The sequence below is a fragment of the Cycloclasticus pugetii PS-1 genome (assembly GCF_000384415.1).
Taxonomy (GTDB): domain Bacteria; phylum Pseudomonadota; class Gammaproteobacteria; order Methylococcales; family Cycloclasticaceae; genus Cycloclasticus; species Cycloclasticus pugetii.
Window position 1 is genome coordinate 664,259 of the sequence record NZ_ARVU01000001.1, and the last position, 22,188, is coordinate 686,446.

Below are 22,188 nucleotides of genomic sequence, written 5' to 3' on the forward strand. Positions count from 1 at the left end.
TTATAAAAATAATCTCTGCATACCGTTAGACAGGGGGAGCGCATGCAAGGGCTAAATTTTGCTCTTTTTAGTTAATAGCGCGCAGGTGGTTAAAGTGTTTCTAAAACGCTAGAACTAACGGGTCTTTCCCACTTAAGCCTCTTTTCAATAGACGCAATAATATGCCCGGCTATATCTTTACCGGTGGCAGACTCAATACCTTCTAAACCTGGAGATGAATTAACTTCTAAAAGCAGAGGACCTTTACTCGAACGTATAATATCAACGCCAGCAACTTTAAGCCCTAATACTTTTGCCGAAAGCGTTGCTAAACGACGTTCTTCGGGTGTTATTTTAACCACAGAAGCGCTACCACCTTGATGAATGTTGGCTCTAAATTCGCCAGGAGCAGCAGTTCGTTGAATTGAGGCAACTACTTTGCCATCAATGACAAAACAGCGTAAATCTTTCCCGTCTGCTTCTTTAATAAACTCTTGAACTAGCAAGTTTGCATGCAGTGCTTTGAAGGCATTGATAACACTTTCGGCGGCTTTTTTAGTTTCAGCTAATACAACACCTCGGCCTTGAGTGCCTTCTAATAGTTTTACAATCAATGGCGCTCCGCCAACCATTTCTATCAAGTCGCTGGTATCCATTGGCGAGTGTGCAAAACCTGTTGTGGGGATACCAATGCCACTTTTTAACATCAGTTGAAGCGAAAATAACTTATCTCTTGATTGGCTAATAGCGGATGATGAATTGACGGTATAAATGCCCATGCTTTCAAATTGGCGAGCCAAGGCGCAGCCATAAAAGGTCATGCTAGGTCTTATACGTGTGACAACGGCATCTAAGTCATTGAGGATTTTACCGCCTCGATAATGGACTTCAGGTGCTTGTTCATCGACTTTCATATAGCAATATTTGATGTTTAAAAACACCATTTCATGGCCACGTTCCTCAGCGGCTTCCATAAGGCGCATGTTGCTATAAAGGTCGGGGTTACTGGCAAGTAAGCCTATTTTTAGCCCACTTTTGTTTTTTTGAGGCTGGCCATACCAATCGTAAAGCTGTTCTTTTGACGGCTCGTTGAGGCATAGGCTTAGCTCAGGGTCTACCAAGATTCGTCCTTTCATCGCTTCACGACCTAACAACATACGATAGCCCATTGAATCACGGTTTGCTAAGGTGAGTTCTACTTCCCATGTTTCGCTTTCCACCTTAATTAAGGTGGAAATTACGTAGCGTGTTTCAGAAATTCCAGACGAGCTTTTGACGGAACGTTTGTCAACCACAGGGCGTTCACAGCGCAACACAGTGCGGCGATCCTTTTGTAGTGGGTGTACTTCAAAGCTAACCCATAAAAGGCCTTCGCGTCTAAAGGTTTGAATGTTAAAGGCATGAATAGAGGATGTTTTAGCACCTGAGTCTACACGCGCTTTGATAGCAGGAATGCCTAGGGCAGGGAAGGAACACCATTCTTCACTACCTACAATGATTTTATTATTGCTAGAAGTCATTTATTAGTCCAAATTAAAGGGTAAAAGGGGTACAAAACTAGATGATTGGAAGGTCTTCAGGGGGGGCTTCATCACTAGCAGGATCAAGGTCCAGCTGAAAAGCCTCCAAATTATCTACAACATCCTTAGGACGTGTGAAACGCGCAATATGAAATAAGGCTTCACCTTCACTAACGAGAGGCAGATTGGTTCTGCCGATAATAATGCCTGAAATGGGTGAAATAATATCGGTTTCTTTGCCATCCTCACCGTAGGGTGTGGCAACAGCACCGAGTAAGTCACCCTCAAAAACATGTTTTCCCATTGAAACAGTCATCCGGAAAATACCACTTTGAGGTGCGCGAACCCAAAGAGTAGAGCGTGCAACAAAAGGTTCTGGAGCTTTCTTTTTGGTTTTACGTTTAGGGGGTGTCAGCATGCCAATCGATTGCATCACCGATAGAATGCCTTTGACCCCTGCGCGGATCGAAAACTCATCGAAGCGGAGTGCTTCCCCTGCTTCGTAAACAATGATTGGTAAGTTTTTTTCTGTACTACAGGCATACCGTAAAGAGCCTTCTATTAGGCCAGAATTAACCACCACAGGCGCATTAAAGGCTAAGGCCATCTGTTCGGTCACCTGGTTGCTTAAGTCGGCGCGTATTTGCGGCAAGTTGTCTCTATGAATGGCTGCTGTATGCAAATCAATGCCATGTGTACATTGCTGCACCACTTCGGTCATAAATAATTTAGCTAAGCGTGCAGCTAAGGAGCCTTTTACCGAGCCTGGGAAACAGCGGTTTAAATCTCTGCGGTCGGGTAAGTAACGGCTTTGGTTGAGAAAACCATAAACATTAACAATAGGCACAGTAATCAACGTGCCTTTCATTCGTGAGAGTGATTTGCTTTTTACCAGTCGACGAATAATTTCAACGCCATTAATTTCATCACCATGAACGGCCGCAGAAACAAAGAGAATGGGGCCTTCTTGCTTTCCTCGAATGACCTGTACCGGCATTGATAAAGAAGAATGTGTATATAAATCTGGCAGGGGAACATCAATGATAGTGTTTGTTCCTGGTAAGACTTCTTGACCTGCAAGTATAAAGGGTTCTGACATTTTAATTATCCACTTGTATGTAGCTTAAATAGAGACCTTATCAGTCGGTTTTATTAATTAGCTAGAGATTAAACCGATCTGCTTATTGGTCTGCGTCGTCTTCATGAGGTTGGTTTAATTCATCTGATTGTAAATCCTGAACTTTTGGCCTTCGGCGAGCCTTTGTTTTCTTTGGAATCATGCCACGTAAAGAGTCTAATTTTCCAAAGCATAATAGCCTATCATCAGCTTCGAGTTCGCGTGCAGCACGTGGGTTAGGGATTGCCTTGGCCCCTCGATACAAGGTGAGCACGTTAATGTCTTTTTCTTCATCCATCACTTCTTGGATGGTCTTCCCAAGAAACTCTGATCCTTCAGGAATATATATTTCACTGACGCCATACCCTTTGCTAATGGTTAACCGTTGGCGTATATCAATTTCAGGAAAATCAACTTGAGCAGATACATAGTCAATCACAGCGCCGGCAATATCTAAACCGGTGGCCGTTTCAATACCTTCAAGTCCTGGCGAAGAATTGACCTCCATTATTTGAGGGCCGTTTTTACCTTCCAACATATCAACGCCAGCTACTTCTAGGCCTAAAATCTGAGTTGCTCGTACGGCTGTTTCTCTATACCGTTCATCAAGTTCTACCGGTTCAGCAATGCCGCCTCGGTGTACATTGCTACGAAATTCTTGTCCTTGGGCGACGCGGCGCATTGCGGCAACAACACGATCGCCAACGACAAAAGCGCGAATATCCTTTCCTTTGCTTTCTGCCACAAACTTTTGAATGAGCACATTTTGTTTTTGGCTTTGTAGTAGTTCAATAATCGACTCAGCCGCTTTCATTGATTCAGCCAATAGCACACCAATGCCCTGGGTGCCTTCAATCAATTTAATAACGACAGGTGCACCACCAACTCGTTCGATCGCAGGAATCACATCCTTTCGGTCTCGGACAAAGGTAGTTCTAGGAATACCAATATGATGACGACTTAAGATTTGCAGGCTACGTAACTTATCTCGCGAGTTAGAAATGCCATGTGCAGTATTAGCACAAAAAACGCCCATTTCTTGAAATTGACGGACAACAGCCGTGCCATAGTAAGTAATTGATGCACCAATTCTCGGTAACACAGCATCATAGCTACTTAAAACTTTTTGCCGGTAGTAGAGGTCGGGGATGCCTTGTTGTAAATCGATAGCAAACTTAAGGGTGTTTAAGACTTTTACATCATGCCCTCTTTGAAGGGCCGCTTCTTTTAAACGTCGTGTGCTGTAGGCATTAGGTCCACAGGATAAAATAGCAAGTTTCATAAGAGCACCCTTAGGTTTTATCGTTAAGAAGTGATTGTATAGTCTTAATAATTGAAGCTACAGCTTTATATCGCTAAAGGTTAAATCGGTTAGCTCAAATTTGTTCTCGTTTTGTTTTTAATAAGTTGAGCCAATTAATTTTTTTGTCATTGCAGGGTAGGGGCCATTTAGACTTAGCCAGATGGAAGGAAATGTATCTGAAAAACCAGCTTCATTTATTTTTCCTATAAATTGTCCATTAAAATAAAAGTAAGTGATTTTTTCATTATCAATGTAAACCGTAATGGTATCGTTGGGTTTAACACTCGGCCATATTTTTAATAATTGTTTTGCCCAGTTTTTTTTCTGCTCTTCGCTAATATTGAAACGTTTCAATTGGGTTAGTGTTTCATCTACAAGCTCAACATTAGAGATGACTCTTTTGTAAGTTAGCTCTAGAGATAGCGGCCTTTTTCCTTCTTCGTACGTTCCGCTTGGAGTTTTTAACTCAATATCATAAATATCCCAAAACCAAACGCTGAAGTTTGAACGACCGACAAGGTTTAGATCATCTAAATGCAATTTATTAGCACTTGTATTAGCTGTATGTAGCAACAAAAGTAAGATGAATATTTTCTTCATAAAATCTAAAAGTCGTAAGCGGTTTATTAAAAATAAAGTATTTCTAATATGCTACTTAATAACTGGCGTACCGATTTAAAAGCGGACCTAGGATACCTGTAAATTTTAAAGGCGCTTCTGTTATGGCTAAACAAACACAGCCAGTATCACCAGCGACAGGGCTGTGTTCATCAGAACCATCACAGGCAATAAAATCACCAGCGGTATGTGTTCCCTTGTGATCTTTAAAGTCTCCTTCAATCACAAACGTAAATTCTTTACCTAAATGCGTGTGTTTGGGGATTTTAGTTTTCGCTGAAAAACGTAATAAATTAACCTTAAAACTAACGTCGTATAATTCAAGCTCAACGGTTGAAATGTTTGATGTTAGTTTTTGCCATTCAAACCCATCCTGATTGAAGTTTAATAATTGCTTTAGTAAGGGCCTATTGATTTCAGCAACGGCATAATCATCAACAAAACCGATGCCGCCATTATTTTCTCTATCATGGTTTGTCAATACTTGAGGCACTGCCTTGTTAGTGTCAGCCGTTGTCAACTTCGCTATATCTGTAATTAAACGATCAAAGCCAGCACCTTCGTTATGACTACTTTCAGATAATTCAAGGTTTTCACCATAATGTGACTCTAAATCCTTAATTTTTTGTCGACATGTTGGACAGTGTTTTTGGTGGAGAGCAATGGCCAAACTCAAAGCAGGTTCCACACTGCCCTCTACATAATTTAATAATAATTCAGTATCAATATGATTATTCATTCGTTTTGATTTCCTAGATGGTGGCGCAAAACCTTCAATGAACTTCTAATTCTAGATTTAATAACACCCAATGTTAAACCCAGCTCTTGAGCTGCCAATTGGTGGCTTTTATCTTCGTAATAGACTTTTAATATTACCCGTTTTTGCTCCTCACTTAAGTGCTTGAGATTATTGCTTACTTGTATTTTTTCAGAAGTGCTAACAAGCCCTTTATGAAGGTTATCTTCAGCTATTTGCAGCTGAGAGTGTGAGTCATCAAGGCTAACTTCAGCAATTCTCTTTTGCCTTAGTACATCAATTTTTAAATTTCTAGCGATGGTGAAAATCCATGTTGAAACGTTTGCTTTTTCTGCTTGGTATGTTTTGGCTTTTTGCCAAACACGCATGAACACTTCATGGGTCATTTCTTCAGCATCACTGGTACTAGTGTGTTGCTTGAAGAATGTTTTGACCTTAGGAGCAAAGTAAAGATACAGTTTTTTGTATGCATTCTTGTCTTGCTTAACGGCAATAGCCTGCATGTATTGTTTACACAGCTTTGCTTGTTCCGTCTTGCTGATGATGGGCTCGTTCATAGAGTAATAAACTGGTTGCAGAAGCGTGCTTTGAGCTGACCAATATACTAAGTTTTCGGTTATTTGTCTTTGCGCCTGCCCATTCATATTTTTTAAACTCTAAGTGTTATAAACATCGATAAATAGAACAGCGATACACTGCCCTATTTACTGTTTTACGAAAAATATGCTTTTTTGGATCAAAAAAATAAATTTAATCTAATTGGCAATTTTTTACGTACAAGTAAATATGTCCCAGAAATTTGAGGTGTCGATGAAAGTACTGTGTTTGATCTTTAGTGTTTTTTTAATCAATGGTTGCGCAATAGATGCCGAGCGTTACCGCGATAAAACACCTGATTTTAAGTTTGAATCTTTTTTTCAAGGAAACCTCTGCGCAAAAGGCTTAGTGAAATCAAGAAATGGTCAAATTAATCGAAAATTTGCAGCTGATATTGTTGCCTCTCATTCTGCCAATCAAGTTATCTTAGAAGAAGTTTTTCTATTTGATGATGGAGAACGCCAAGAACGTAACTGGGTGTTTGATAAAACAGCTGAAGGTTGGTCCGGTACGGCCGGTGATGTCATTGGTATTGCAAACGGTGAAGTATTTGGCGATAGCCTGAATTTGAAGTATCAGCTGAAAATTAACATTGATAACTCTGAATATATTGTCGAAATGGATGATTGGTTAACGTTAGTTGATGATTCGACGCTTATGGGCTCTACAGAAATAACTAAATGGGGTGTTAATTTGGGCCGAATTGATATCGTTATTCAAAAAACCGAGAGTCTTCAGCGAAATGCAAGTAAGCTAGAAAACTGTATTGAGGCTGGAGTGTTATAAATGCGTTTGCTAAACCGCTTAAAACCGATGCTTGTATGGTTCGATACCCAATCCGGTTTGGATTCAGTTGCCACTAAAGACTCGAATAAATTGGGCTGGGCTCAAGTCACCCCATTCGTTTTTATGCATTTAATGGTATTCGCTGTCGTGTGGGTCGGGTTCAGTTGGGTAGCTCTTTGGGGCGCAATCTTTCTATATTTAGTCAGAATGTTTGCGATTACTGGTTTTTACCACCGATATTTTTCACATAAATTGTTTAAAACGTCACGTTTTATACAATTCTTTTTTGCATTTATGGGAGCCAGTGCGGCGCAACGAGGCCCATTGTGGTGGGCTTCACATCATAGAGTTCACCATCAGGCTTCTGATAAAGAAGGTGACCCACACTCACCCCGGTTGCAAGGCTTCATTTGGAGTCATTGCCTTTGGTTCTTAGCACCCAAAAACTTGCAAACAAAAACTGATAAGGTGAAAGACTTTAATAAGTTCCCGGAACTTAGGTGGCTTGATCGATTCGATATAACGGCACCTTTGGTACTAATAATTACCCTGTATTGCGCCGGCTTTCTGATGGAAACGTATTACCCTCAGCTGGATACAACAGGCGCGCAAATGGTTATATGGGGCTTCTTTATATCAACAGTTGCCTTATATCACGGCACTTACACGATAAATTCACTGGCACATTGTTTCGGTAGTCGACGTTTCGATACGCCTGATGACAGCCGTAATAACGCACTCTTAGCAATTATTACACTCGGCGAAGGCTGGCATAACAACCATCACTTTTACCCGGGAAGTGCCCGTCAGGGCTTCCTATGGTGGGAATTTGATATGACGTTCTATCTGCTAAAAGTAATGAGTTGGTGCGGCTTAGTTTGGGATTTAAAACCCATTCCGATTGAGGTTCAAAAAGAATTTAAAAGGAAATAGTGATGATAATTGAAGACTTTACTCAAATTTACCAACGGCTCAATAAAGATAATCTTGAGTTATTAACAGACCTTTATAGTGCAGATATTACCTTTATCGACCCCTTACATACAATTGAAGGGGTCGATAATTTAACGGTTTATTTTGCAGGTTTATATGACAATGTTTCCTCCATATCTTTTGATTTCGAAGAAGTTACATCGGATAAAAACAGTCATTTCATAACCTGGGATATGACCTTGGCCCATTCAAAAATGAACGGGGGAAAGCCCTATATTGTGCCCGGTGTAACACACTTAAAAACCAACGAAGAAGAGCAAATAAACTATCACCGAGATTACTATGATGCTGGTCAGATGCTGTACGAGCAAATACCGCTGATTAGAAACATCATCAGACTCATTAAACGGAGGCTCTAATGGCCTACGATTTTAACGGTAAAAAAGTATGGGTTACGGGTGCTTCCAGCGGAATTGGGAGATGTTTAGCTGATCAACTGCATGAAAAAGGTGCCCATGTATTTGTCAGCGCGAGAAATACCGAAAAATTAAGCGAAAACTTTTCCGGCAAGGAAAGAATAACCATTTTGCCCGGCGATTTAACATCTGCAGATGTTAATAAAAACATCGTGGCTGACATTAATGCATCAGCGGGAGGGTTAGACTGCGTTATTTTTAATGCAGGGACGGCTGAATATGTTGATGCTTATCATTTCTCAGCAGCTCCGTTTGAACGAATGATAGAGGCCAACTATTTCACTATGATAAGGGGAATTGAAGCGGCCTTACCGCTATTAAAAGAATCTGAAAATGCGTATTTGGTAGGTATGAGTTCTAGCGTTGGGTGGCAAGGTCTGCCTTCAGGGCAAGCATATTCAGCGAGTAAAGCGGCTATTAGAAACTTATTTCAAGGCTTAAAAATAGAGCTGGCTCCAAAAAACATAGCGGTCAGCTGGATCTGCCCTGGCTTTGTTAAAACACCCTTAACCGATAAAAACACCTTCGATATGCCATTTAGGGTAAGCACCGATGAAGCCGCACATACAATTGTTAAACAGTTAATGAAACAAACAACAGAAATCCATTTTCCTAAACGGTTTACCTATTTCTTGAAATTTGTATCGTGTCTGCCTGCAGGCTTGGCAGCAAAAATATTAAGTAAAACCGTGCCGGAGTCAAGCTGATGAAAATTGCTGTTGTCGGTACAGGTATATCGGGTAATTTGGCGGCATACCACTTAAACAAAAAACATGATATTACCGTTTTTGAAGCTGAAAACTATGCCGGTGGCCATACACATACACATACGGTTGAGCTAGGTGGTGAGAAGCAAGTCATTGATACGGGGTTTATCGTCTTTAATAAAAAGACCTACCCTAATTTTATTAACTTATTAAAAGAATTGGAGGTGCCCTATCAATCAAGCAAGATGAGTTTTAGCGTTCAAAATCAGCGTACAGGTCTTGAATATAATGGGACTAACCTGAATGCTCTATTCGCGCAACGTAGGAATCTATTTAGACCCCGTTTTTATCGGATGATAAAACAAATATTACGTTTTAATAAAGAAAGCCTTAGCCTGCTAGCAGACGATACAGACTCAATATCGCTAGGTGATTATTTATATAATAATCAATACGGTAAGGAGTTTATACATGACTATATTATACCTATGGGAGCTGCAATTTGGTCAACCGACCACGATAGTATGTTTGCCTTTCCAGCACGTTTTTTTGTGCAGTTTTTTCATAACCATGGCATGTTATCGGTCGATGTTCGTCCCGAATGGTTTGTTATTAAGGGCGGCTCTTCGGAATATTTAAAACCCCTTATCGCTGGACATAAAGACAAGATCCGCTTGTCAGCACCTGTTGAAAATGTACGCAGGACAGCAGGTGGTGTATTTGTAAAAGCGACCGGCTATGAAGAAGAGCGTTTCGATTATGTTTTTATAGCCTCACATAGTGACCAAGCGTTAAGTTCGTTAGCAGAACCAACCCCATTAGAAAACGAGGTGTTGGGTGCTATTCCTTACATCAATAATGAAGTTGTTTTACATTATGACCAAAGCCTATTACCAAAACGTAAATTAGCTTGGGGCGCTTGGAATTATCACTTATTGAAAGAGAAAAAAGAGCGCGTCGCATTGACCTACAATATGAATATTTTGCAGTCACTTAAAAGTGATTACACCTTTAATGTAACGCTTAATAATACTGCAGCTATTGACCCCAAAAAAATCATTAAAGTACTTCAATACACGCACCCATTTTTTAGTGTAGACGGTGTAAAAGCACAACAAAAACACAGCGAATTAAACGGCCAAAATCGTACCTATTATTGTGGTGCTTATTGGCGATATGGGTTTCATGAAGATGGCGTTGTTAGTGCCTTGCAAGCACTTAAAGACTTCAATAGAGATGTGCTCGGTGAACAGTAAAATATTTACTGGCCGAGTGAGACATCGGCGGTTTAAGCCGAAAGAAAACGAATTTCAATACACTATATTTATGTTGTATTTAGACCTTGATGAATTACCGACGTTGTTTGATCGATTTTGGCTCTGGTCCTTAAATAAACCCAATGTCGCTAGCTTCCAGACTCAACAATATTTAGCGGATGAAAACGGCTGTATAAAAACCGCGGTTAAACATGAAGTTAAAGCACAGTTAGGCGTTGTTCCGAAAGGGCCCATAAGGTTACTGACACATCTGTCTTATTTTGGATATTGCTTTAACCCAGTTTCTTTTTATTATTGCTTTAACGAAGATGGTGAAACGCTTGATTTTATAGTCGCGCAAATTAATAACACGCCGTGGAATGAAAGGCACTGTTATGTTTTAGATAATAGACCCTCCGACGCAAGCAATAGCCCCTCTAAAGTGGTTAGAAGTGAGTTTGAAAAAACATTTCATGTATCGCCATTTTTGCCGATGGGTATGCGCTATTTTTGGCGTTTTAATACGCCGAGTGAAAAATTAGCTGTTTATATGAAAAACACGCAGGATGACGAGACGTTCTTTGATGTTAATTTGTCATTAAAGCGCAAAGAAATTAATTCGTTAAATTTATGCGCTGCTCTCGTAACGTTCCCTTTGATGACGTGGCAAGTAATAGTTGGTATTTACTGGCAATCATTAAAGTTATGGTTAAGAAAAACACCTTTTTATGATCACCCTAAAACGCATAACACTAAGTAATGAATAGACTCGATAGTAACCTAACAATGATAATTTGAGGATGGTATGAGCAAATCAGCATCAGTAAGAAAACTAACACAACACTTAGAAAATAAAGCCTCTCATCGCAGAGGCACTTTGTTTAGCAAGGTGTTGAAAAAAGCTGTATTTAAACAGCTAAATCACCTTCAGTATGGTCAACTAACGTTGACCGACAGTGGGGAAACACACCATTTTATGGGTGATAAAAGCAGTGATTTAGTCGTAGAAATAAACGTTTTAAATAACGAATTTTATTGGTATATCGCTTTAGGCGGTAGCATAGGGGCTGCCGAATCTTATATAAATGATTACTGGCGCACACCTGATCTAACCAAGGTTATTCAGCTATTTGCGTTAAACCAATCTGTTATGGACTCAATGGAGACAGGTTTGGCGAGCTTTACAAGCCCCATTAAAAAAGCATTTCACTGGTTAAACAAGAACACGCATAAGGGAAGTAAAAGTAATATCGTTGCGCACTACGACCTCGGTAATGATTTCTTTAAGCTATTTCTGGATCCAACGATGATGTATTCATCGGGTATTTTTTATCAACCAGATAACACAATGGAGCAAGCCTCGGCCAATAAATTAGAAAGAATTTGTACTCGTTTAAAGTTAAGGCCAGAAGATCAAGTGATTGAAATTGGCACAGGCTGGGGTGGTTTTGCGATGTACGCGGCTAAACACTATGGCTGCCATGTCACCACAACTACAATTTCTGAAGAACAGTACGCCTATGCACAACAACAAATTGACAATGCGGGTTTAAGCAACAAGATTACGCTATTAAAACAAGACTATCGTGAGCTGACAGGGCAGTATGATAAGTTAGTGTCAATAGAAATGATCGAAGCGGTAGGTCATCAATACTTTGACACCTTCTTTTCAAAATGTAGTGCGCTTTTAAAAGACGATGGTGAGATGCTTATTCAAGCCATTACTATTAGTGACCAGCGATTTAATAGCGCAAAAAAAGATGTCGACTTTATAAAGCGCTATATTTTTCCTGGTAGTTGTATACCGTCTATTAACGCGATTAGCCACAGCCTAACTAAATCGAGTGATTTGCGAATGACCAATATGGATGACTTCGGTATGCATTACGCAAGAACGTTAAATGAATGGAACAAATCGTTTAAAAATAATATTCAAGAGGTAAAGGCACAAGGCTTTAGTGATGAGTTCATTAGGATGTGGGAATATTATTTCAGTTATTGCGAAGGTGGATTTAAAGAACAGGTAATTAGTGTATCGCAGTTGCATTTAGTTAAACCTATGGCGCGGGTTCCAATGTCGTTAGTAGCACTGGAGACATAACAATCAACCTGTGGCAAACAGTTTTATTATTTCAGGCTGGTTGGCTAGTCCTCGTTTCATGCCACGACAGTTTGCTTTACTTAGTCTCAATCGCTTTGATTTTGCTTTATTTGCTGCTCGACCTATATAAGACAAAGCAAAAAGACTATTTATCGTACGCCTTGCCGAAGCTTTTAATGTTTATAAGCGGTTGCCTGGCAGATTGGAGTTTAGCCAAACTTGAGTTTATTCAGTTTGCTGCTGATGGCCCGACTCTACCTTTTTGGTTAGTGTTGCTTTGGCTGCTTTTTTCTATTACGTTTGAACAGTGTTACCGCTGGTTAAGCGGTAAGCTAAAGGTTGCCGCTTTATTGGGAGGCTTATTTGGCCCAGCTTCATATTGGGCTGCCAGCAAACTGTCCGCTGTCAGCATACAGATGCCGGTTGAATTTACTCTATTAAGTGCTGTTTTTTGGGCCGTGCTGTTTGTTGCTTTTATTAAAAAAAGACCGCTGGCCACTTAAGCGCTCACTAATGTCGAGTTAACCGCGGTTGAAATCAATAAATCCACCATTAAATCAGAAGCGCCTAAGTGAGGCGAAAGGCTAATATTGATGTTTGCATGCTGAGCTGTACACCTATTAATAATATTAGGTATATCTTCCACCACATGCCGACCAGAATTAAGAAAGTAAGGCAAAACGGTAATTGATGTTGCACCCTCTGCAATACACTGCTCAATACCTTCAGGAATCAATATATCGCTTAGCTCCAAAAATGCCGGCTTAACAATATCGTATTGTTCACCGCAGTTCTTTTTAAGCTTTTCAGCTAGATGGACTACCTCATCATTCGATTGTTTGCGTCGGCTACCATGCGCAACTAGTAATAGTGCATTCATGATGTAACAGTCTCATCATGATTCTTTCCTAGCAAGTAGTAAGTGATACCTAAAGCCAGAATAATACTCGCTAGAGCAAACATATGCATAGGGTCGACAAACTTAAAGTCAATAATGATAACTTTCCTAGCCATTGCCATCATAGCCGTTGCGACGACTAACCTTAGCGGAAATACATCAGTCCTTAAGTAAAGCACAATATTTTGGAAAATTTCTATCGCGATTAAAACCGCTAAAAAAGCAGCGAAGGTCTTAAATATATCTGACAAGCTAAGCAACAAGAAAGGAGGCGCTAGTAGTTGCTTATACATCACATAAAAAACATCGGCGACTCCCCAAAAAATAACCAGCACCATTAATACAGCCAGTATTTTTATGGCCACTTTTATGGCCTTATGCAAAATGGAAATTAAAGGGTCGTGGTGCTCGGTAGGTAGTTCATCATGCTGGCTCATGTCAGGTCTCTTTAAAATATATAAGGTAATTACTGGTGAACGAAAATTAACGCTGAGGTGTCGAATCCAATAGATTTTGACATTGAGATAAACCGGTCTATCACCTCTGGTTTAACGGTAGGGGTTCTTGCTAACAACCATAAATAGTCTTTATCTGGGCCCGATATAAAGGCATATTGATAGCCTACGGCATCCAACTCAAAAACAATATACGAACCATAAAAGGGGCCAAAAAATGATACCTTTAAATGCCCTTCATCGGCGTCATTCACAAAATAAGCTTTACCTTGGGCTTCTTGCCAAGCATTATTGTCGGCTGAAAACCCACGGTTAACAACGTTAATACCACCGTCCTCTCTTAAGCTATAGTCTGCGGTAACTTTGCTAAGCCCTCTTTCAAAAGAATGGTCTAGCCGCGCAATTTCATGCCATGTTCCTAAGTACCGTTCAAGCTGAAAATTTTCAACCGGTTTTACCCCCTCTGGTATGCCAACACATCCGGACAGGATAAAAACAACACTGAAAAAAAGATAAGCTATGGTTTTTTTTCTAAACATAGAGTGACTATACACCTTTAAAAGCAGACAGCGCTCTTAAGCGACCCCGCTTTAAATCAACAATCGGGCTAGGGTAATTCTCCGGTCTATTCTTGGCGCTGGGTAAATGAATGTCTTTATCTGATAAGTGTGCCAGCTCTGGCAGGTAATGGCGAATAAAAGCACCCTTTGGATCAAACCGTTGCGATTGAGTGACTGGATTAAAAATTCTAAAGTAAGGCACCGAATCAGAGCCTGTTGAGGCACACCATTGCCAGCCCCCATTGTTTGCCGACAGATCACCATCAATTAAATGTTGCATAAACCAACGCTCACCTAAGCGCCAGTCTATCAATAAATGTTTCGTTAAAAACATAGCCACTATCATCCGCAAACGGTTATGCATCCACCCCCTTGTTAATAGCTGCCGCATGGCTGCATCAACAATGGGGATTCCCGTTTTACCGTTCTGCCATGCCGCTAATTGCTCTTTATCATGTCGCCATTCAATCTGCTCTGTTTGCAGCTTCAAGGGCTTATGTTTAGACACTTGCGGAAAATCAATCAGTGTGTGTTTATAAAATTCACGCCACAGCAATTCGTTTTGCCAAATATGTACGCCATCACTCATTTCACAATGCAAGGTTGCGTGCCAACATTGTGCAGCGGAGAGTATTCCACTGGCTAGATACGGCGAAAGTCGGCTGGTGCCAGCTAACGATGGCGTATCCCTATCGGTTTTGTAGTGTTGAATAGGCTGCTGACAAAATTCAGTCAATCGAGTTAAGGCTTCCTGTTGACCGGCAGGCCAAAAGGTTTGTATTTTGTTTGAAACCGTTGGCCAGGGTATGTCTGCAAGTTGACACTGCTCTTTCAATCTCTTCGTTACGTTGTCGCTTATTTTTTTGCAAGGATTAGGTACAGGGTAGAGGCTAGGCGGGGTCGCAAGCCGCTGCCGAGCTTGTGTTGAAAACGCTGTAAATACTTTATACGGCGTGCCGGTTTTAGTCCGTATACTTGCTGGTGGAAGCAGCAATTGGTCGTGATGCTCTTGATAGGCCACGCCAATGTCTTGGCATCGTTCAATAACGTTTGCATCTCTTTGACTTTCGTTAACGGCCAGCTCCGCGTTAACGTGCACTTGATTTACAGCCCACTGCTGACAAATAGTGGCGATTAAATCAGGAATTTGCTGGTAGTTATCATGCTGAAAAAAGTGCAATTCAATATTTAGCTCAGCTAACTCTTTTTCAAGTTGAACGAGATTGCGGTGCCAAAAGTCCAGTTTTACCGCAGCATCATCATGCTGATGCCATTGTTGTGGTGTGGCAATATATATTGCAATAACCGGCTGTGTCGATTGGCAAGCATGGTAAAGCGCAGGGTTATCAATGGTGCGCAAATCATTACGAAACCAAACTAATTCATGCTGTGCCGACATTAGCGTTTTGTTTTTTCTAGCCAAGTTTTTATCGCAGCGGATTGCCAAGCGTTACTGCTATGGCCGCCTACACAGGCAATACCTAGGCTAGTTAATTGCTCATGGTGAATATCCGATGCCAAGCCAAGGCAGATAATATCGTCTTTCCACAGTGTGCCAAGTTTAGCTAACGGCTTAAATGCTGTTTGCTCTAGGCGTTGATCTGCATATACTATTAATGGCCATTCAGCATTATTATGTAAGCGTGTTAAACCCGCTAAATCTTCAACTTTACCAAAGGCATTAACACGAAGGCCGCTTTGCAAAAGCAGGCTATGCAGCAAATAATAACCCAATGATGTCCCATCAAGGTCTAGGCTTGCTAGATAGCAATGTCCTTGTGGTTTTTGTTTTTCTGTACGCAAGGTCATTATTAGCATTTGCCGTTGCCAACTTTGTTGCCATAGCTGTTGTTCCAGCTGATAGCCCAGTGGTTGCAGTTGCCAGCGCTGGACTAATGTTACCTGCAAAGGGTGGTAGACGTATTCACAGAGTGTAGTAAACGGCACAGATTTGTTTAATCGGTCCAGCATCTGGTTTACACCATGCTTGTTAAGCTCTGTGATGCTCGACAACAATTTATTTTGCTCCACTAACCATTGTTCAGCAACCGGCTCAGCCGCAGCATATGACTTACCGCTGGCAAGCAAAGTAGCCACCTTGCTGATCGCTACACCACGGTTTAGCCACGACAATATGTGTTGAATATCCTGAATATTGCCTTGGTTATACACACGATGGCCCTTCGCTGTTCTTTGTGGCTTAATTAAGCCATAACGCCGCTCCCATGCGCGCAAGGTGACCGAGGCCACCCCGGTTTGTTGGCTAACATCACCAATCGTATACGTTTTTTCAGATAGCATTACGTAAACTCAAATCGTCTGGGTAAGGTTGCAAATATGCCTGTTTTTCAATGTAGGGGTCGGGGTGGTTGTTAAAATGATGCTTCAGCAAGGTAATGGGCACAATGAGCGGCACCTGATTAGTACGATATTGTTCAATAAGCTTACCTAGCTCTTGTTTCTCTTTAGCGGATAACACTTTTTTCAAATAACCCTGTAAGTGCATTAACACATTGGTATGCGTTTTACGGGTGGCAAGAACGCTTAAATTTTCCATTAACAAACTAAAATAGTGCTCAGCCAAGTCATCAATATCGTGCTTACCCGCATCGGCCAATAATCGACCAAGCTCAACATAATGCGTGGGGGTACGCGCCATTAAGCAATACTTATAACTCGCGTGAAATTTAAGAATGCCTTGATAACTAAGCCCTTGTTTCTTTAGTTGTTGCCAATTGTGATAAGCATAAACCCGCGTGATAAAGCTTTCCCTGAGCACCGCATCTTCTAATCGGCCAGACTCTTCAACGGGTAATAATGGCTTAGCCTCCATAACGGCTTTAGCATAAACCCCACGACCGGGTTCAGCCGCAGGATAACCACCTTCTTGATAGACTTTGACCCGAAACACCCCACAACTAGGTGACTTTTGCATAAATACATAACCGCATAATTCATCTAGCTGTTGCGCTTTATGTTCACTATATGTCTTCAGCTGATCGGTGTAATCTACGCTATTATCGTGAACAGCCACCACCTTAGGCGACTGTACGTCGCCAATAAGGCGGATGGGTTTTCTAGGAATAGACATGCCGCTGGCCACTTCAGGGCATTCAGGTACAAACTCAAAATAGCGAGAGAGACTATCGGTACAAAGACGAGAATGCTTATGACCGCCGTCAAAACGTACCTCATTACCCAGCAAGCAACTGCTAATTCCTACTTTTATTTTCATTGTTAATGTCCCTTATAAACTGTATGCAAGAATAGCAGCTTATAAAAAGTTGTACAAGAATGTTATTTTGTACAAATATATGCCATTATAAAGCCATCAATTAAAGGTCATTTCTATGAAACATGTTCTTATAACTGGTGGTACAGGCTTAATTGGCTCGGCTTTGTGTAAATTATTGCTAAGCCAGCAGCATCAGGTCACCGTGCTTAGTCGGCAGCCCGACACAGTGCCCGCTAAATGCGGCCAACATGTTAAAGGCATTCAGTCGTTAAGCGATATTAGTGATGAGACACCGATTGATTGGGTTTTCAATTTGGCAGGCGAACCCATTGCCGATAAGCCATGGACAAAAAAACGCAAGGCGTTGCTGGAAGCAAGCCGAATTGAGCTAACGCAACAGCTTGTTGACTGGATCGCCCAGCGCAAAACCACGCCAGACTGTTTAATCAGTGGTTCGGCCGTTGGCTGGTATGGCAATGGCAAAGACACAGTGTTAACAGAGCACAGTAATTTTGTGGATGAATACACCCACCAATTGTGTGATGCATGGGAGCAACAAGCACTGCGCGCCAAAGCATTTGGTGTACGCGTGTGCACTATACGAACCGGCTTAGTGTTAGCACCAACGGGAGGCTTTTTACATAAAATGCTGCTGCCCTTCAAATTAGGCCTTGGGGGAAAGCTCGGCTCTGGTCAACAATACATGCCTTGGGTGCATATTAACGATATGGTACGCTTGCTGGCGTTCCTTGCTAATAACGAGCAAGCTCAAGGGCCATTTAATGCGTGCTCTGCTAACCCAGCACGTAACAATGAATTTACCAAAACCTTAGCGCAGACCCTACATCGTTATGCGTTTATTCCAATCCCTGCTTGGTTACTTAAGGGCGTATTAGGTGAAATGTCTGGCTTATTATTAACAGGGCAACGAGCCATTCCCGAGAAAGCTCATGCAATGGGTTTTAACTTTGCTTATTCTGATTTACAAACAGCGTTAACAGATATTTTACAAACCAAACACTAACAGCGGACGACATAATGACAAACAAAGCAGTATTATTGGCTAACCTAGGATCACCAGACAATACCGAAACAGCCTCAGTCCGGCGCTATTTAAATCAATTTCTAATGGACCCCCACGTGATTCAGTTACCGTGGTTATTGCGCCGAATGATTGTTAGCCTGTTTGTATTGCCAACGCGGCCAAAAGCTTCTGCTGAAGCTTATAAAAGTGTCTGGATGAATGAAAGTTCGCCGTTGATTGTTTTATCAGAGCGGCTTAAAAACGCATTGCAATCTCAATTAGATATGCCTGTTGCAATGGCCATGCGCTATGGTAAGCCCAGCATTGAAACGGAATTATTAGCGCTCAGTCAACAAGCCGGTATAGAAGAAGTTTTGTATATCCCACTGTATCCACATTTTGCCGATAGTACCGTCACCACTTCTATTGAAGAAGCCGAGCGAGTTATTAAAGAACACAATCTAAACATCAAGCTTAACGTTGTTGCGCCGTTTTATGACCAACCTGATTATATTAATGCCTTAGTACACAGCGCCCAGCCCTATTTAGAGCAAGCCTACGATCATATCGTTTTTAGTTATCACGGCCTACCCGAATCGCATATTACAAAACGTGACCCAACGGGCCAACATTGCCTGCAAAGTGCAGACTGTTGCCAGCGCCCAAGCGAAGCGCATAAAACCTGTTATCGCCACCAAGTGATGCGCACCACGCAATGTTTTGTAGAACAGGCGCAGATAGGGCCAGAAAAATACTCGGTTAGTTTTCAGTCTCGGCTTGGCCGCGCTAAATGGTTAGCACCTAATACAGAAGACCGCTTGCGTGAACTGGCCCAATCAGGCGTTAAAAAAGTGTTGGTGATTTGCCCCGCTTTTGTCACAGACTGTTTAGAAACACTTGAAGAAATAGCCATTCGTGCAGACGAGGTGTTTAAGGAAGCAGGGGGGGGCGAGTTACAGTTAATTCCGTGTCTTAATGATCACCCTGCATGGGTTAATACGCTAGGGGCGTGGTGCGAAGCGAAGGAAGGATAAAAAGCTTAAGCTTGGAACAATATCCTTGTATTTAATCGCAGTTTCAATAATGGGTGACTGAGTAAAAGCGACATTAATACTTTAACCTTGGCCCCGAATTGTTTACATGTTGCCTAGGCATAAATACTTGATTTCTACAAACTCATCGATACCATATTTAGAGCCTTCGCGGCCAATACCAGACTCTTTAACGCCTCCAAATGGCGCGACTTCTGATGAAATAATGCCCGCATTGATGCCAATAATACCTACTTCAAGCGATTCAGCAACTTGCCACACACGCTTAATGTTTTGTGAGTAAAAATAAGCGGCTAAGCCAAAAGGTGTATCGTTAGCAAGCTCAATGGCTTGCTGGTCTGTTGTAAAGCGATAGAGCGGGGCAACGGGACCAAATGTTTCTTCATGAGTGATTTTCATCGCCGGAGAGACATTGCTTAATACCGTGGGTTGAAAAAAGAGCCCGCCTAATTCATGCGACTCTCCACCGGTTAGCACAGAAGCGCCTAATTGAACGGCGTTATCAACGTGTTCTTTAACTTTATCAAGTGCTGCGGTGTTAATCAGAGGTCCTTGCTCTGCGGTCGGCTCAATACCATTTGCAACAGTGAGTTGACGCACTGTTGCAGTTAGCTTTTCGGCAAACTCATCATAAATACTGTCTTGAACAAATATTCGATTTGCACAGATACAGGTTTGCCCTGTGTTCCTAAATTTACTGGCCATCAGGCCTTCAATAGCGGCATCTAGGTCGGCATCATCAAAGACAATAAAGGGTGCATTTCCACCTAATTCAAGGCTTATTTTTTTGATCGTATCTGCGCATTGGCGCATTAAGGTTTTGCCAACCTCTGTAGAGCCCGTGAATGAGAGTTTACGTACGATGGGGCTTGATGTTAGTTCTTCACCGATGGTGCTGGCTTGTCCGGTGACGACATTGAGCACGCCAGGTGGTATTCCAGCTTGATCGGCTAATTCAGCCAGCGCGAGTGCAGAAAAGGGCGTTTCCGATGCTGGTTTAATGATAACGGGGCAACCAGCTGCTAGAGCCGGTGCGCATTTACGTGTGATCATCGCATTTGGGAAATTCCAAGGTGTGATCGCTGCAACAACGCCAATAGCCTGCTTGATGACGATGATTCTTTTATCATTACTGGGGGCGGGAATGGTGTCGCCGTATACTCGTTTTGCTTCTTCAGCAAACCACTCAACAAAACTAGCTCCGTATAATATTTCTCCACGTGCTTCGTTGATAGGCTTGCCTTGCTCTGTTGTCATTATGGTAGCAAGGTCTTCTTGATTGTCGATAATTAATTCATACCATTTTCTTAGAATACTAGAGCGGTCTTTGGCGGGGCGTTTTTGCCATTTTTCCCATGCAGATTGAGCGCATAAGATAGCGTCTTGAGTTTGTTTTGCAGTAAGCAAAGGGACATGGCCTATAAGCTCATTATTTGCTGGGTTATAAACAGCAAGCCTTTGGTGGTCAGTACTATCTACCCATTGCCCGTTGATAAACGCGTGTTGTTTGAAAAGCTTTCTATTTTCAATGTGCATGATTTTATAGCGGCTTTATAAGACAGAAGATCATAGTAATATAAATTTAAAGGATTAAAAGCTTAAAGCAAATATTATTAGCATCGCGTTTTTAATTCTTACTACTGCAAATATTTAAGGGTAGGTCATGGCTTAATGCTCAATCTTGCAGAAAGGGAGTGTCAAGCTGATTGATTAAATATGAGCTGGGGTTATGATGTTAGAACACCTTGCAAATATTAAATAAAGGAGTAATGGTGAAGCAGTAATAAAAACAGTGGTAGATGTAATTGTGAAGTGCTAAAAAAAATAATAAAGACTAAACAGGGGAAGAGCATGAATTACAGCAGAGAAACAGCGAAACAGTGGGCGAATGAACACATTAAGGGTTTGTTTATGTGTCCTATTTCACCAATGAATGATGACTTTACTTTTGATGAAGAAGGGATTCGTGAAAATATTGAAGCGTTTATTGAAATGGGTGTGGATGGTTTAGTAGTGGGTGGTTTCATCGCCGAGTGCTGGAATGCAACGCTAGACGAATGGTACCGTTATCATGAGGTGGTTGCCGAAGCAGTTAATGGGCGGATTCCCTTATTTTCAATATTATTGGACCCCAGTGCTTATCAAACAATTGAAAAGATGAAGCGCCTAGAAGTACTTGGCTATGACGGTGTAGAAGTGATAAACCCCGTTGTTCAACTCAAAAGTGATGATGAAATTTATAATTGGTTTAAATTTATCACCGATAGCTCGGATTTGGCGGTTGTGCTATACAGAACGCCGGTTTCCGGCAAAGTACTCGGCTGGGATTTACTACAACGTTTGGCAGACCTGGAGACTGTTGTAGGAACAAAACAGGGCGTTATGAATCGCGTGGAAACGTTAAAAATTCGCAGCATCATTCGCCCTGATTTTATTGTAGCTGACCCGTTTGAATCTGTTTTTTGTGATGACCTGCGAAAGGGTGGAAAAACAGTATTTGGTGAGCTGTCTTATATTTTGTATGGCAAAAAACGTCATATCGTCAAAGATTATATGGCCTTGTCGGCAGCAGGCAAGTGGGAAGAAGCTTATCAAACAAGTGCACAGTTAAACGATATTCGAGAATTTTATAATGAAGTGTTTATTTGGGATGTAGTGCAAACATTCACCTATGCCAGTGCCTTAGCTAGTATGAAGGCATGGTTTGAAGAGATTGGTTTAAAAGCCGGGCCTATTCGTCCCCCTATCGAGCAATGTACGCCTGCACTAAAGGCGCGTATTCAGTCAACATTAAAAGAATTGGGCGTGAGTTAA

24 protein-coding genes are annotated in these 22,188 nt (G+C 41.5%); 11 read left to right on the forward strand and 13 right to left on the reverse strand.

Annotated elements, in window-relative coordinates:
* Positions 1–89: 89 nt before the first annotated feature.
* The 6 genes from rimK (CYCPU_RS12205) to CYCPU_RS0103300 form a co-directional block, all read right to left on the reverse strand.
* Positions 90–1,499: a 30S ribosomal protein S6--L-glutamate ligase gene (rimK, locus tag CYCPU_RS12205; RefSeq protein ID WP_015005458.1), complete on the reverse strand. Its 1,410-nt coding sequence runs from the start codon at positions 1,497–1,499 to the stop codon at positions 90–92.
* Positions 1,500–1,536: 37 nt separating this feature from the next.
* On the reverse strand, positions 1,537–2,598 hold the full coding sequence (locus CYCPU_RS0103280; RefSeq protein WP_015005459.1) for a succinylglutamate desuccinylase/aspartoacylase family protein: 1,062 nt from the start codon (positions 2,596–2,598) through the stop codon (positions 1,537–1,539).
* Between the two features lie 82 nt (positions 2,599–2,680).
* Positions 2,681–3,898 carry a 30S ribosomal protein S6--L-glutamate ligase gene (gene rimK / locus CYCPU_RS0103285; protein WP_015005460.1) on the reverse strand — a complete coding sequence of 406 codons (1,218 nt, stop codon included), beginning with the start codon at positions 3,896–3,898 and terminating at the stop codon, positions 2,681–2,683.
* A 117-nt stretch (positions 3,899–4,015) separates the two neighbouring features.
* Positions 4,016–4,519, reverse strand: coding sequence for a chalcone isomerase family protein (locus CYCPU_RS0103290; RefSeq protein WP_020161914.1), 504 nt, complete (start codon positions 4,517–4,519; stop codon positions 4,016–4,018).
* Positions 4,520–4,574: 55 nt separating this feature from the next.
* Complete coding sequence (locus CYCPU_RS0103295) at positions 4,575–5,276, reverse strand: ChrR family anti-sigma-E factor (protein ID WP_020161915.1); 702 nt, start codon at positions 5,274–5,276, stop codon at positions 4,575–4,577.
* Positions 5,273–5,851, reverse strand: a complete 579-nt coding sequence (locus CYCPU_RS0103300; protein ID WP_232228559.1) for an RNA polymerase sigma factor — start codon at positions 5,849–5,851, stop codon at positions 5,273–5,275. The genes CYCPU_RS0103295 and CYCPU_RS0103300 overlap by 4 nt, the downstream gene beginning before the upstream one ends.
* Positions 5,852–6,080: 229 nt before the next feature.
* Between CYCPU_RS0103300 and CYCPU_RS0103305 the strand changes: the two genes are divergently transcribed.
* From CYCPU_RS0103305 to CYCPU_RS0103340, 8 genes are read left to right on the forward strand one after another with little or no spacing between them, the layout of a single operon-like run.
* The gene (locus tag CYCPU_RS0103305) at positions 6,081–6,677 is read left to right on the forward strand and encodes a DUF3833 domain-containing protein (RefSeq protein WP_232228563.1); all 597 of its coding nucleotides are present in this window, start codon (positions 6,081–6,083) and stop codon (positions 6,675–6,677) included.
* Positions 6,678–7,610, forward strand: a complete 933-nt coding sequence (locus tag CYCPU_RS0103310) for an acyl-CoA desaturase (RefSeq protein WP_020161918.1) — start codon at positions 6,678–6,680, stop codon at positions 7,608–7,610. It abuts the gene before it with no gap.
* A 2-nt stretch (positions 7,611–7,612) separates the two neighbouring features.
* Complete coding sequence (locus tag CYCPU_RS0103315) at positions 7,613–8,029, forward strand: nuclear transport factor 2 family protein (RefSeq protein ID WP_020161919.1); 417 nt, start codon at positions 7,613–7,615, stop codon at positions 8,027–8,029.
* Complete coding sequence (locus CYCPU_RS0103320) at positions 8,029–8,793, forward strand: SDR family NAD(P)-dependent oxidoreductase (RefSeq protein ID WP_020161920.1); 765 nt, start codon at positions 8,029–8,031, stop codon at positions 8,791–8,793. The genes CYCPU_RS0103315 and CYCPU_RS0103320 overlap by 1 nt, the downstream gene beginning before the upstream one ends.
* Positions 8,793–10,049, forward strand: coding sequence for an NAD(P)/FAD-dependent oxidoreductase (locus CYCPU_RS0103325; RefSeq protein ID WP_020161921.1), 1,257 nt, complete (start codon positions 8,793–8,795; stop codon positions 10,047–10,049). The genes CYCPU_RS0103320 and CYCPU_RS0103325 overlap by 1 nt, the downstream gene beginning before the upstream one ends.
* Entirely contained in the window at positions 10,030–10,809 is a 780-nt protein-coding gene (locus CYCPU_RS0103330) for a DUF1365 domain-containing protein (RefSeq protein WP_051088447.1), read from the forward strand. The genes CYCPU_RS0103325 and CYCPU_RS0103330 overlap by 20 nt, the downstream gene beginning before the upstream one ends.
* Before the next feature lie 45 nt (positions 10,810–10,854).
* Positions 10,855–12,150 carry an SAM-dependent methyltransferase gene (locus CYCPU_RS0103335; RefSeq protein ID WP_016389711.1) on the forward strand — a complete coding sequence of 432 codons (1,296 nt, stop codon included), beginning with the start codon at positions 10,855–10,857 and terminating at the stop codon, positions 12,148–12,150.
* An 8-nt stretch (positions 12,151–12,158) separates the two neighbouring features.
* The gene (locus tag CYCPU_RS0103340; protein ID WP_083923778.1) at positions 12,159–12,653 is read left to right on the forward strand and encodes a DUF2878 family protein; all 495 of its coding nucleotides are present in this window, start codon (positions 12,159–12,161) and stop codon (positions 12,651–12,653) included.
* Here the strand turns inward: CYCPU_RS0103340 and CYCPU_RS0103345 are convergent.
* From CYCPU_RS0103345 to CYCPU_RS0103370, 6 genes are read right to left on the reverse strand one after another with little or no spacing between them, the layout of a single operon-like run.
* A complete protein-coding gene (locus CYCPU_RS0103345; protein ID WP_015005472.1) occupies positions 12,650–13,030 on the reverse strand; it encodes a sirohydrochlorin chelatase in 381 nt (126 codons plus the stop codon). The genes CYCPU_RS0103340 and CYCPU_RS0103345 overlap by 4 nt on opposite strands.
* Positions 13,027–13,485, reverse strand: coding sequence for a phosphate-starvation-inducible PsiE family protein (locus CYCPU_RS0103350; RefSeq protein WP_015005473.1), 459 nt, complete (start codon positions 13,483–13,485; stop codon positions 13,027–13,029). Before CYCPU_RS0103350 ends, CYCPU_RS0103345 begins: the two co-directional genes overlap by 4 nt.
* Positions 13,486–13,514: 29 nt before the next feature.
* Positions 13,515–14,042, reverse strand: a complete 528-nt coding sequence (locus CYCPU_RS0103355; RefSeq protein ID WP_020161923.1) for a lipocalin family protein — start codon at positions 14,040–14,042, stop codon at positions 13,515–13,517.
* Between the two features lie 7 nt (positions 14,043–14,049).
* Positions 14,050–15,462, reverse strand: a complete 1,413-nt coding sequence (gene phrB, locus CYCPU_RS0103360; protein ID WP_020161924.1) for a deoxyribodipyrimidine photo-lyase — start codon at positions 15,460–15,462, stop codon at positions 14,050–14,052.
* Positions 15,462–16,364, reverse strand: a complete 903-nt coding sequence (locus tag CYCPU_RS0103365; RefSeq protein ID WP_020161925.1) for a MerR family transcriptional regulator — start codon at positions 16,362–16,364, stop codon at positions 15,462–15,464. Before CYCPU_RS0103365 ends, phrB begins: the two co-directional genes overlap by 1 nt.
* A complete protein-coding gene (locus CYCPU_RS0103370; RefSeq protein WP_020161926.1) occupies positions 16,354–17,298 on the reverse strand; it encodes a YbgA family protein in 945 nt (314 codons plus the stop codon). Before CYCPU_RS0103370 ends, CYCPU_RS0103365 begins: the two co-directional genes overlap by 11 nt.
* A gap of 115 nt (positions 17,299–17,413) precedes the next feature.
* Between CYCPU_RS0103370 and CYCPU_RS0103375 the strand changes: the two genes are divergently transcribed.
* Together CYCPU_RS0103375 and hemH are read left to right on the forward strand one after the other, a co-directional pair.
* On the forward strand, positions 17,414–18,322 hold the full coding sequence (locus CYCPU_RS0103375; RefSeq protein ID WP_020161927.1) for a TIGR01777 family oxidoreductase: 909 nt from the start codon (positions 17,414–17,416) through the stop codon (positions 18,320–18,322).
* Between the two features lie 14 nt (positions 18,323–18,336).
* Positions 18,337–19,356, forward strand: a complete 1,020-nt coding sequence (gene hemH, locus CYCPU_RS0103380) for a ferrochelatase (protein ID WP_020161928.1) — start codon at positions 18,337–18,339, stop codon at positions 19,354–19,356.
* A 102-nt stretch (positions 19,357–19,458) separates the two neighbouring features.
* On the opposite strand, the gene CYCPU_RS0103385 is transcribed toward hemH, so the two are convergent.
* A complete protein-coding gene (locus tag CYCPU_RS0103385; RefSeq protein WP_020161929.1) occupies positions 19,459–20,910 on the reverse strand; it encodes an NAD-dependent succinate-semialdehyde dehydrogenase in 1,452 nt (483 codons plus the stop codon).
* Positions 20,911–21,225: 315 nt separating this feature from the next.
* On the opposite strand from CYCPU_RS0103385, the gene CYCPU_RS0103390 reads away from it, so the two are divergent.
* Positions 21,226–22,188 carry a dihydrodipicolinate synthase family protein gene (locus tag CYCPU_RS0103390; RefSeq protein WP_020161930.1) on the forward strand — a complete coding sequence of 321 codons (963 nt, stop codon included), beginning with the start codon at positions 21,226–21,228 and terminating at the stop codon, positions 22,186–22,188.

Excerpts from the sequence above, each read along its gene's own strand:
- rimK (WP_015005458.1), bottom strand. The coding sequence starts at position 1,499 with ATGACTTCTAGCAATAATAAAATCATTGTAGGTAGTGAAGAATGGTGT.
- CYCPU_RS0103280 (WP_015005459.1), bottom strand. The coding sequence starts at position 2,598 with ATGTCAGAACCCTTTATACTTGCAGGTCAAGAAGTCTTACCAGGAACA.
- rimK (WP_015005460.1), bottom strand. The coding sequence starts at position 3,898 with ATGAAACTTGCTATTTTATCCTGTGGACCTAATGCCTACAGCACACGA.
- CYCPU_RS0103290 (WP_020161914.1), bottom strand. The coding sequence starts at position 4,519 with ATGAAGAAAATATTCATCTTACTTTTGTTGCTACATACAGCTAATACA.
- CYCPU_RS0103295 (WP_020161915.1), bottom strand. The coding sequence starts at position 5,276 with ATGAATAATCATATTGATACTGAATTATTATTAAATTATGTAGAGGGC.
- CYCPU_RS0103300 (WP_232228559.1), bottom strand. The coding sequence starts at position 5,851 with ATGAACGAGCCCATCATCAGCAAGACGGAACAAGCAAAGCTGTGTAAA.
- CYCPU_RS0103305 (WP_232228563.1), top strand. The coding sequence starts at position 6,081 with ATGTCCCAGAAATTTGAGGTGTCGATGAAAGTACTGTGTTTGATCTTT.
- CYCPU_RS0103310 (WP_020161918.1), top strand. The coding sequence starts at position 6,678 with ATGCGTTTGCTAAACCGCTTAAAACCGATGCTTGTATGGTTCGATACC.
- CYCPU_RS0103315 (WP_020161919.1), top strand. The coding sequence starts at position 7,613 with ATGATAATTGAAGACTTTACTCAAATTTACCAACGGCTCAATAAAGAT.
- CYCPU_RS0103320 (WP_020161920.1), top strand. The coding sequence starts at position 8,029 with ATGGCCTACGATTTTAACGGTAAAAAAGTATGGGTTACGGGTGCTTCC.
- CYCPU_RS0103325 (WP_020161921.1), top strand. The coding sequence starts at position 8,793 with ATGAAAATTGCTGTTGTCGGTACAGGTATATCGGGTAATTTGGCGGCA.
- CYCPU_RS0103330 (WP_051088447.1), top strand. The coding sequence starts at position 10,030 with ATGTGCTCGGTGAACAGTAAAATATTTACTGGCCGAGTGAGACATCGG.
- CYCPU_RS0103335 (WP_016389711.1), top strand. The coding sequence starts at position 10,855 with ATGAGCAAATCAGCATCAGTAAGAAAACTAACACAACACTTAGAAAAT.
- CYCPU_RS0103345 (WP_015005472.1), bottom strand. The coding sequence starts at position 13,030 with ATGAATGCACTATTACTAGTTGCGCATGGTAGCCGACGCAAACAATCG.
- CYCPU_RS0103350 (WP_015005473.1), bottom strand. The coding sequence starts at position 13,485 with ATGAGCCAGCATGATGAACTACCTACCGAGCACCACGACCCTTTAATT.
- CYCPU_RS0103355 (WP_020161923.1), bottom strand. The coding sequence starts at position 14,042 with ATGTTTAGAAAAAAAACCATAGCTTATCTTTTTTTCAGTGTTGTTTTT.
- phrB (WP_020161924.1), bottom strand. The coding sequence starts at position 15,462 with ATGTCGGCACAGCATGAATTAGTTTGGTTTCGTAATGATTTGCGCACC.
- CYCPU_RS0103365 (WP_020161925.1), bottom strand. The coding sequence starts at position 16,364 with ATGCTATCTGAAAAAACGTATACGATTGGTGATGTTAGCCAACAAACC.
- CYCPU_RS0103370 (WP_020161926.1), bottom strand. The coding sequence starts at position 17,298 with ATGAAAATAAAAGTAGGAATTAGCAGTTGCTTGCTGGGTAATGAGGTA.
- CYCPU_RS0103375 (WP_020161927.1), top strand. The coding sequence starts at position 17,414 with ATGAAACATGTTCTTATAACTGGTGGTACAGGCTTAATTGGCTCGGCT.
- hemH (WP_020161928.1), top strand. The coding sequence starts at position 18,337 with ATGACAAACAAAGCAGTATTATTGGCTAACCTAGGATCACCAGACAAT.
- CYCPU_RS0103385 (WP_020161929.1), bottom strand. The coding sequence starts at position 20,910 with ATGCACATTGAAAATAGAAAGCTTTTCAAACAACACGCGTTTATCAAC.
- CYCPU_RS0103390 (WP_020161930.1), top strand. The coding sequence starts at position 21,226 with ATGAATTACAGCAGAGAAACAGCGAAACAGTGGGCGAATGAACACATT.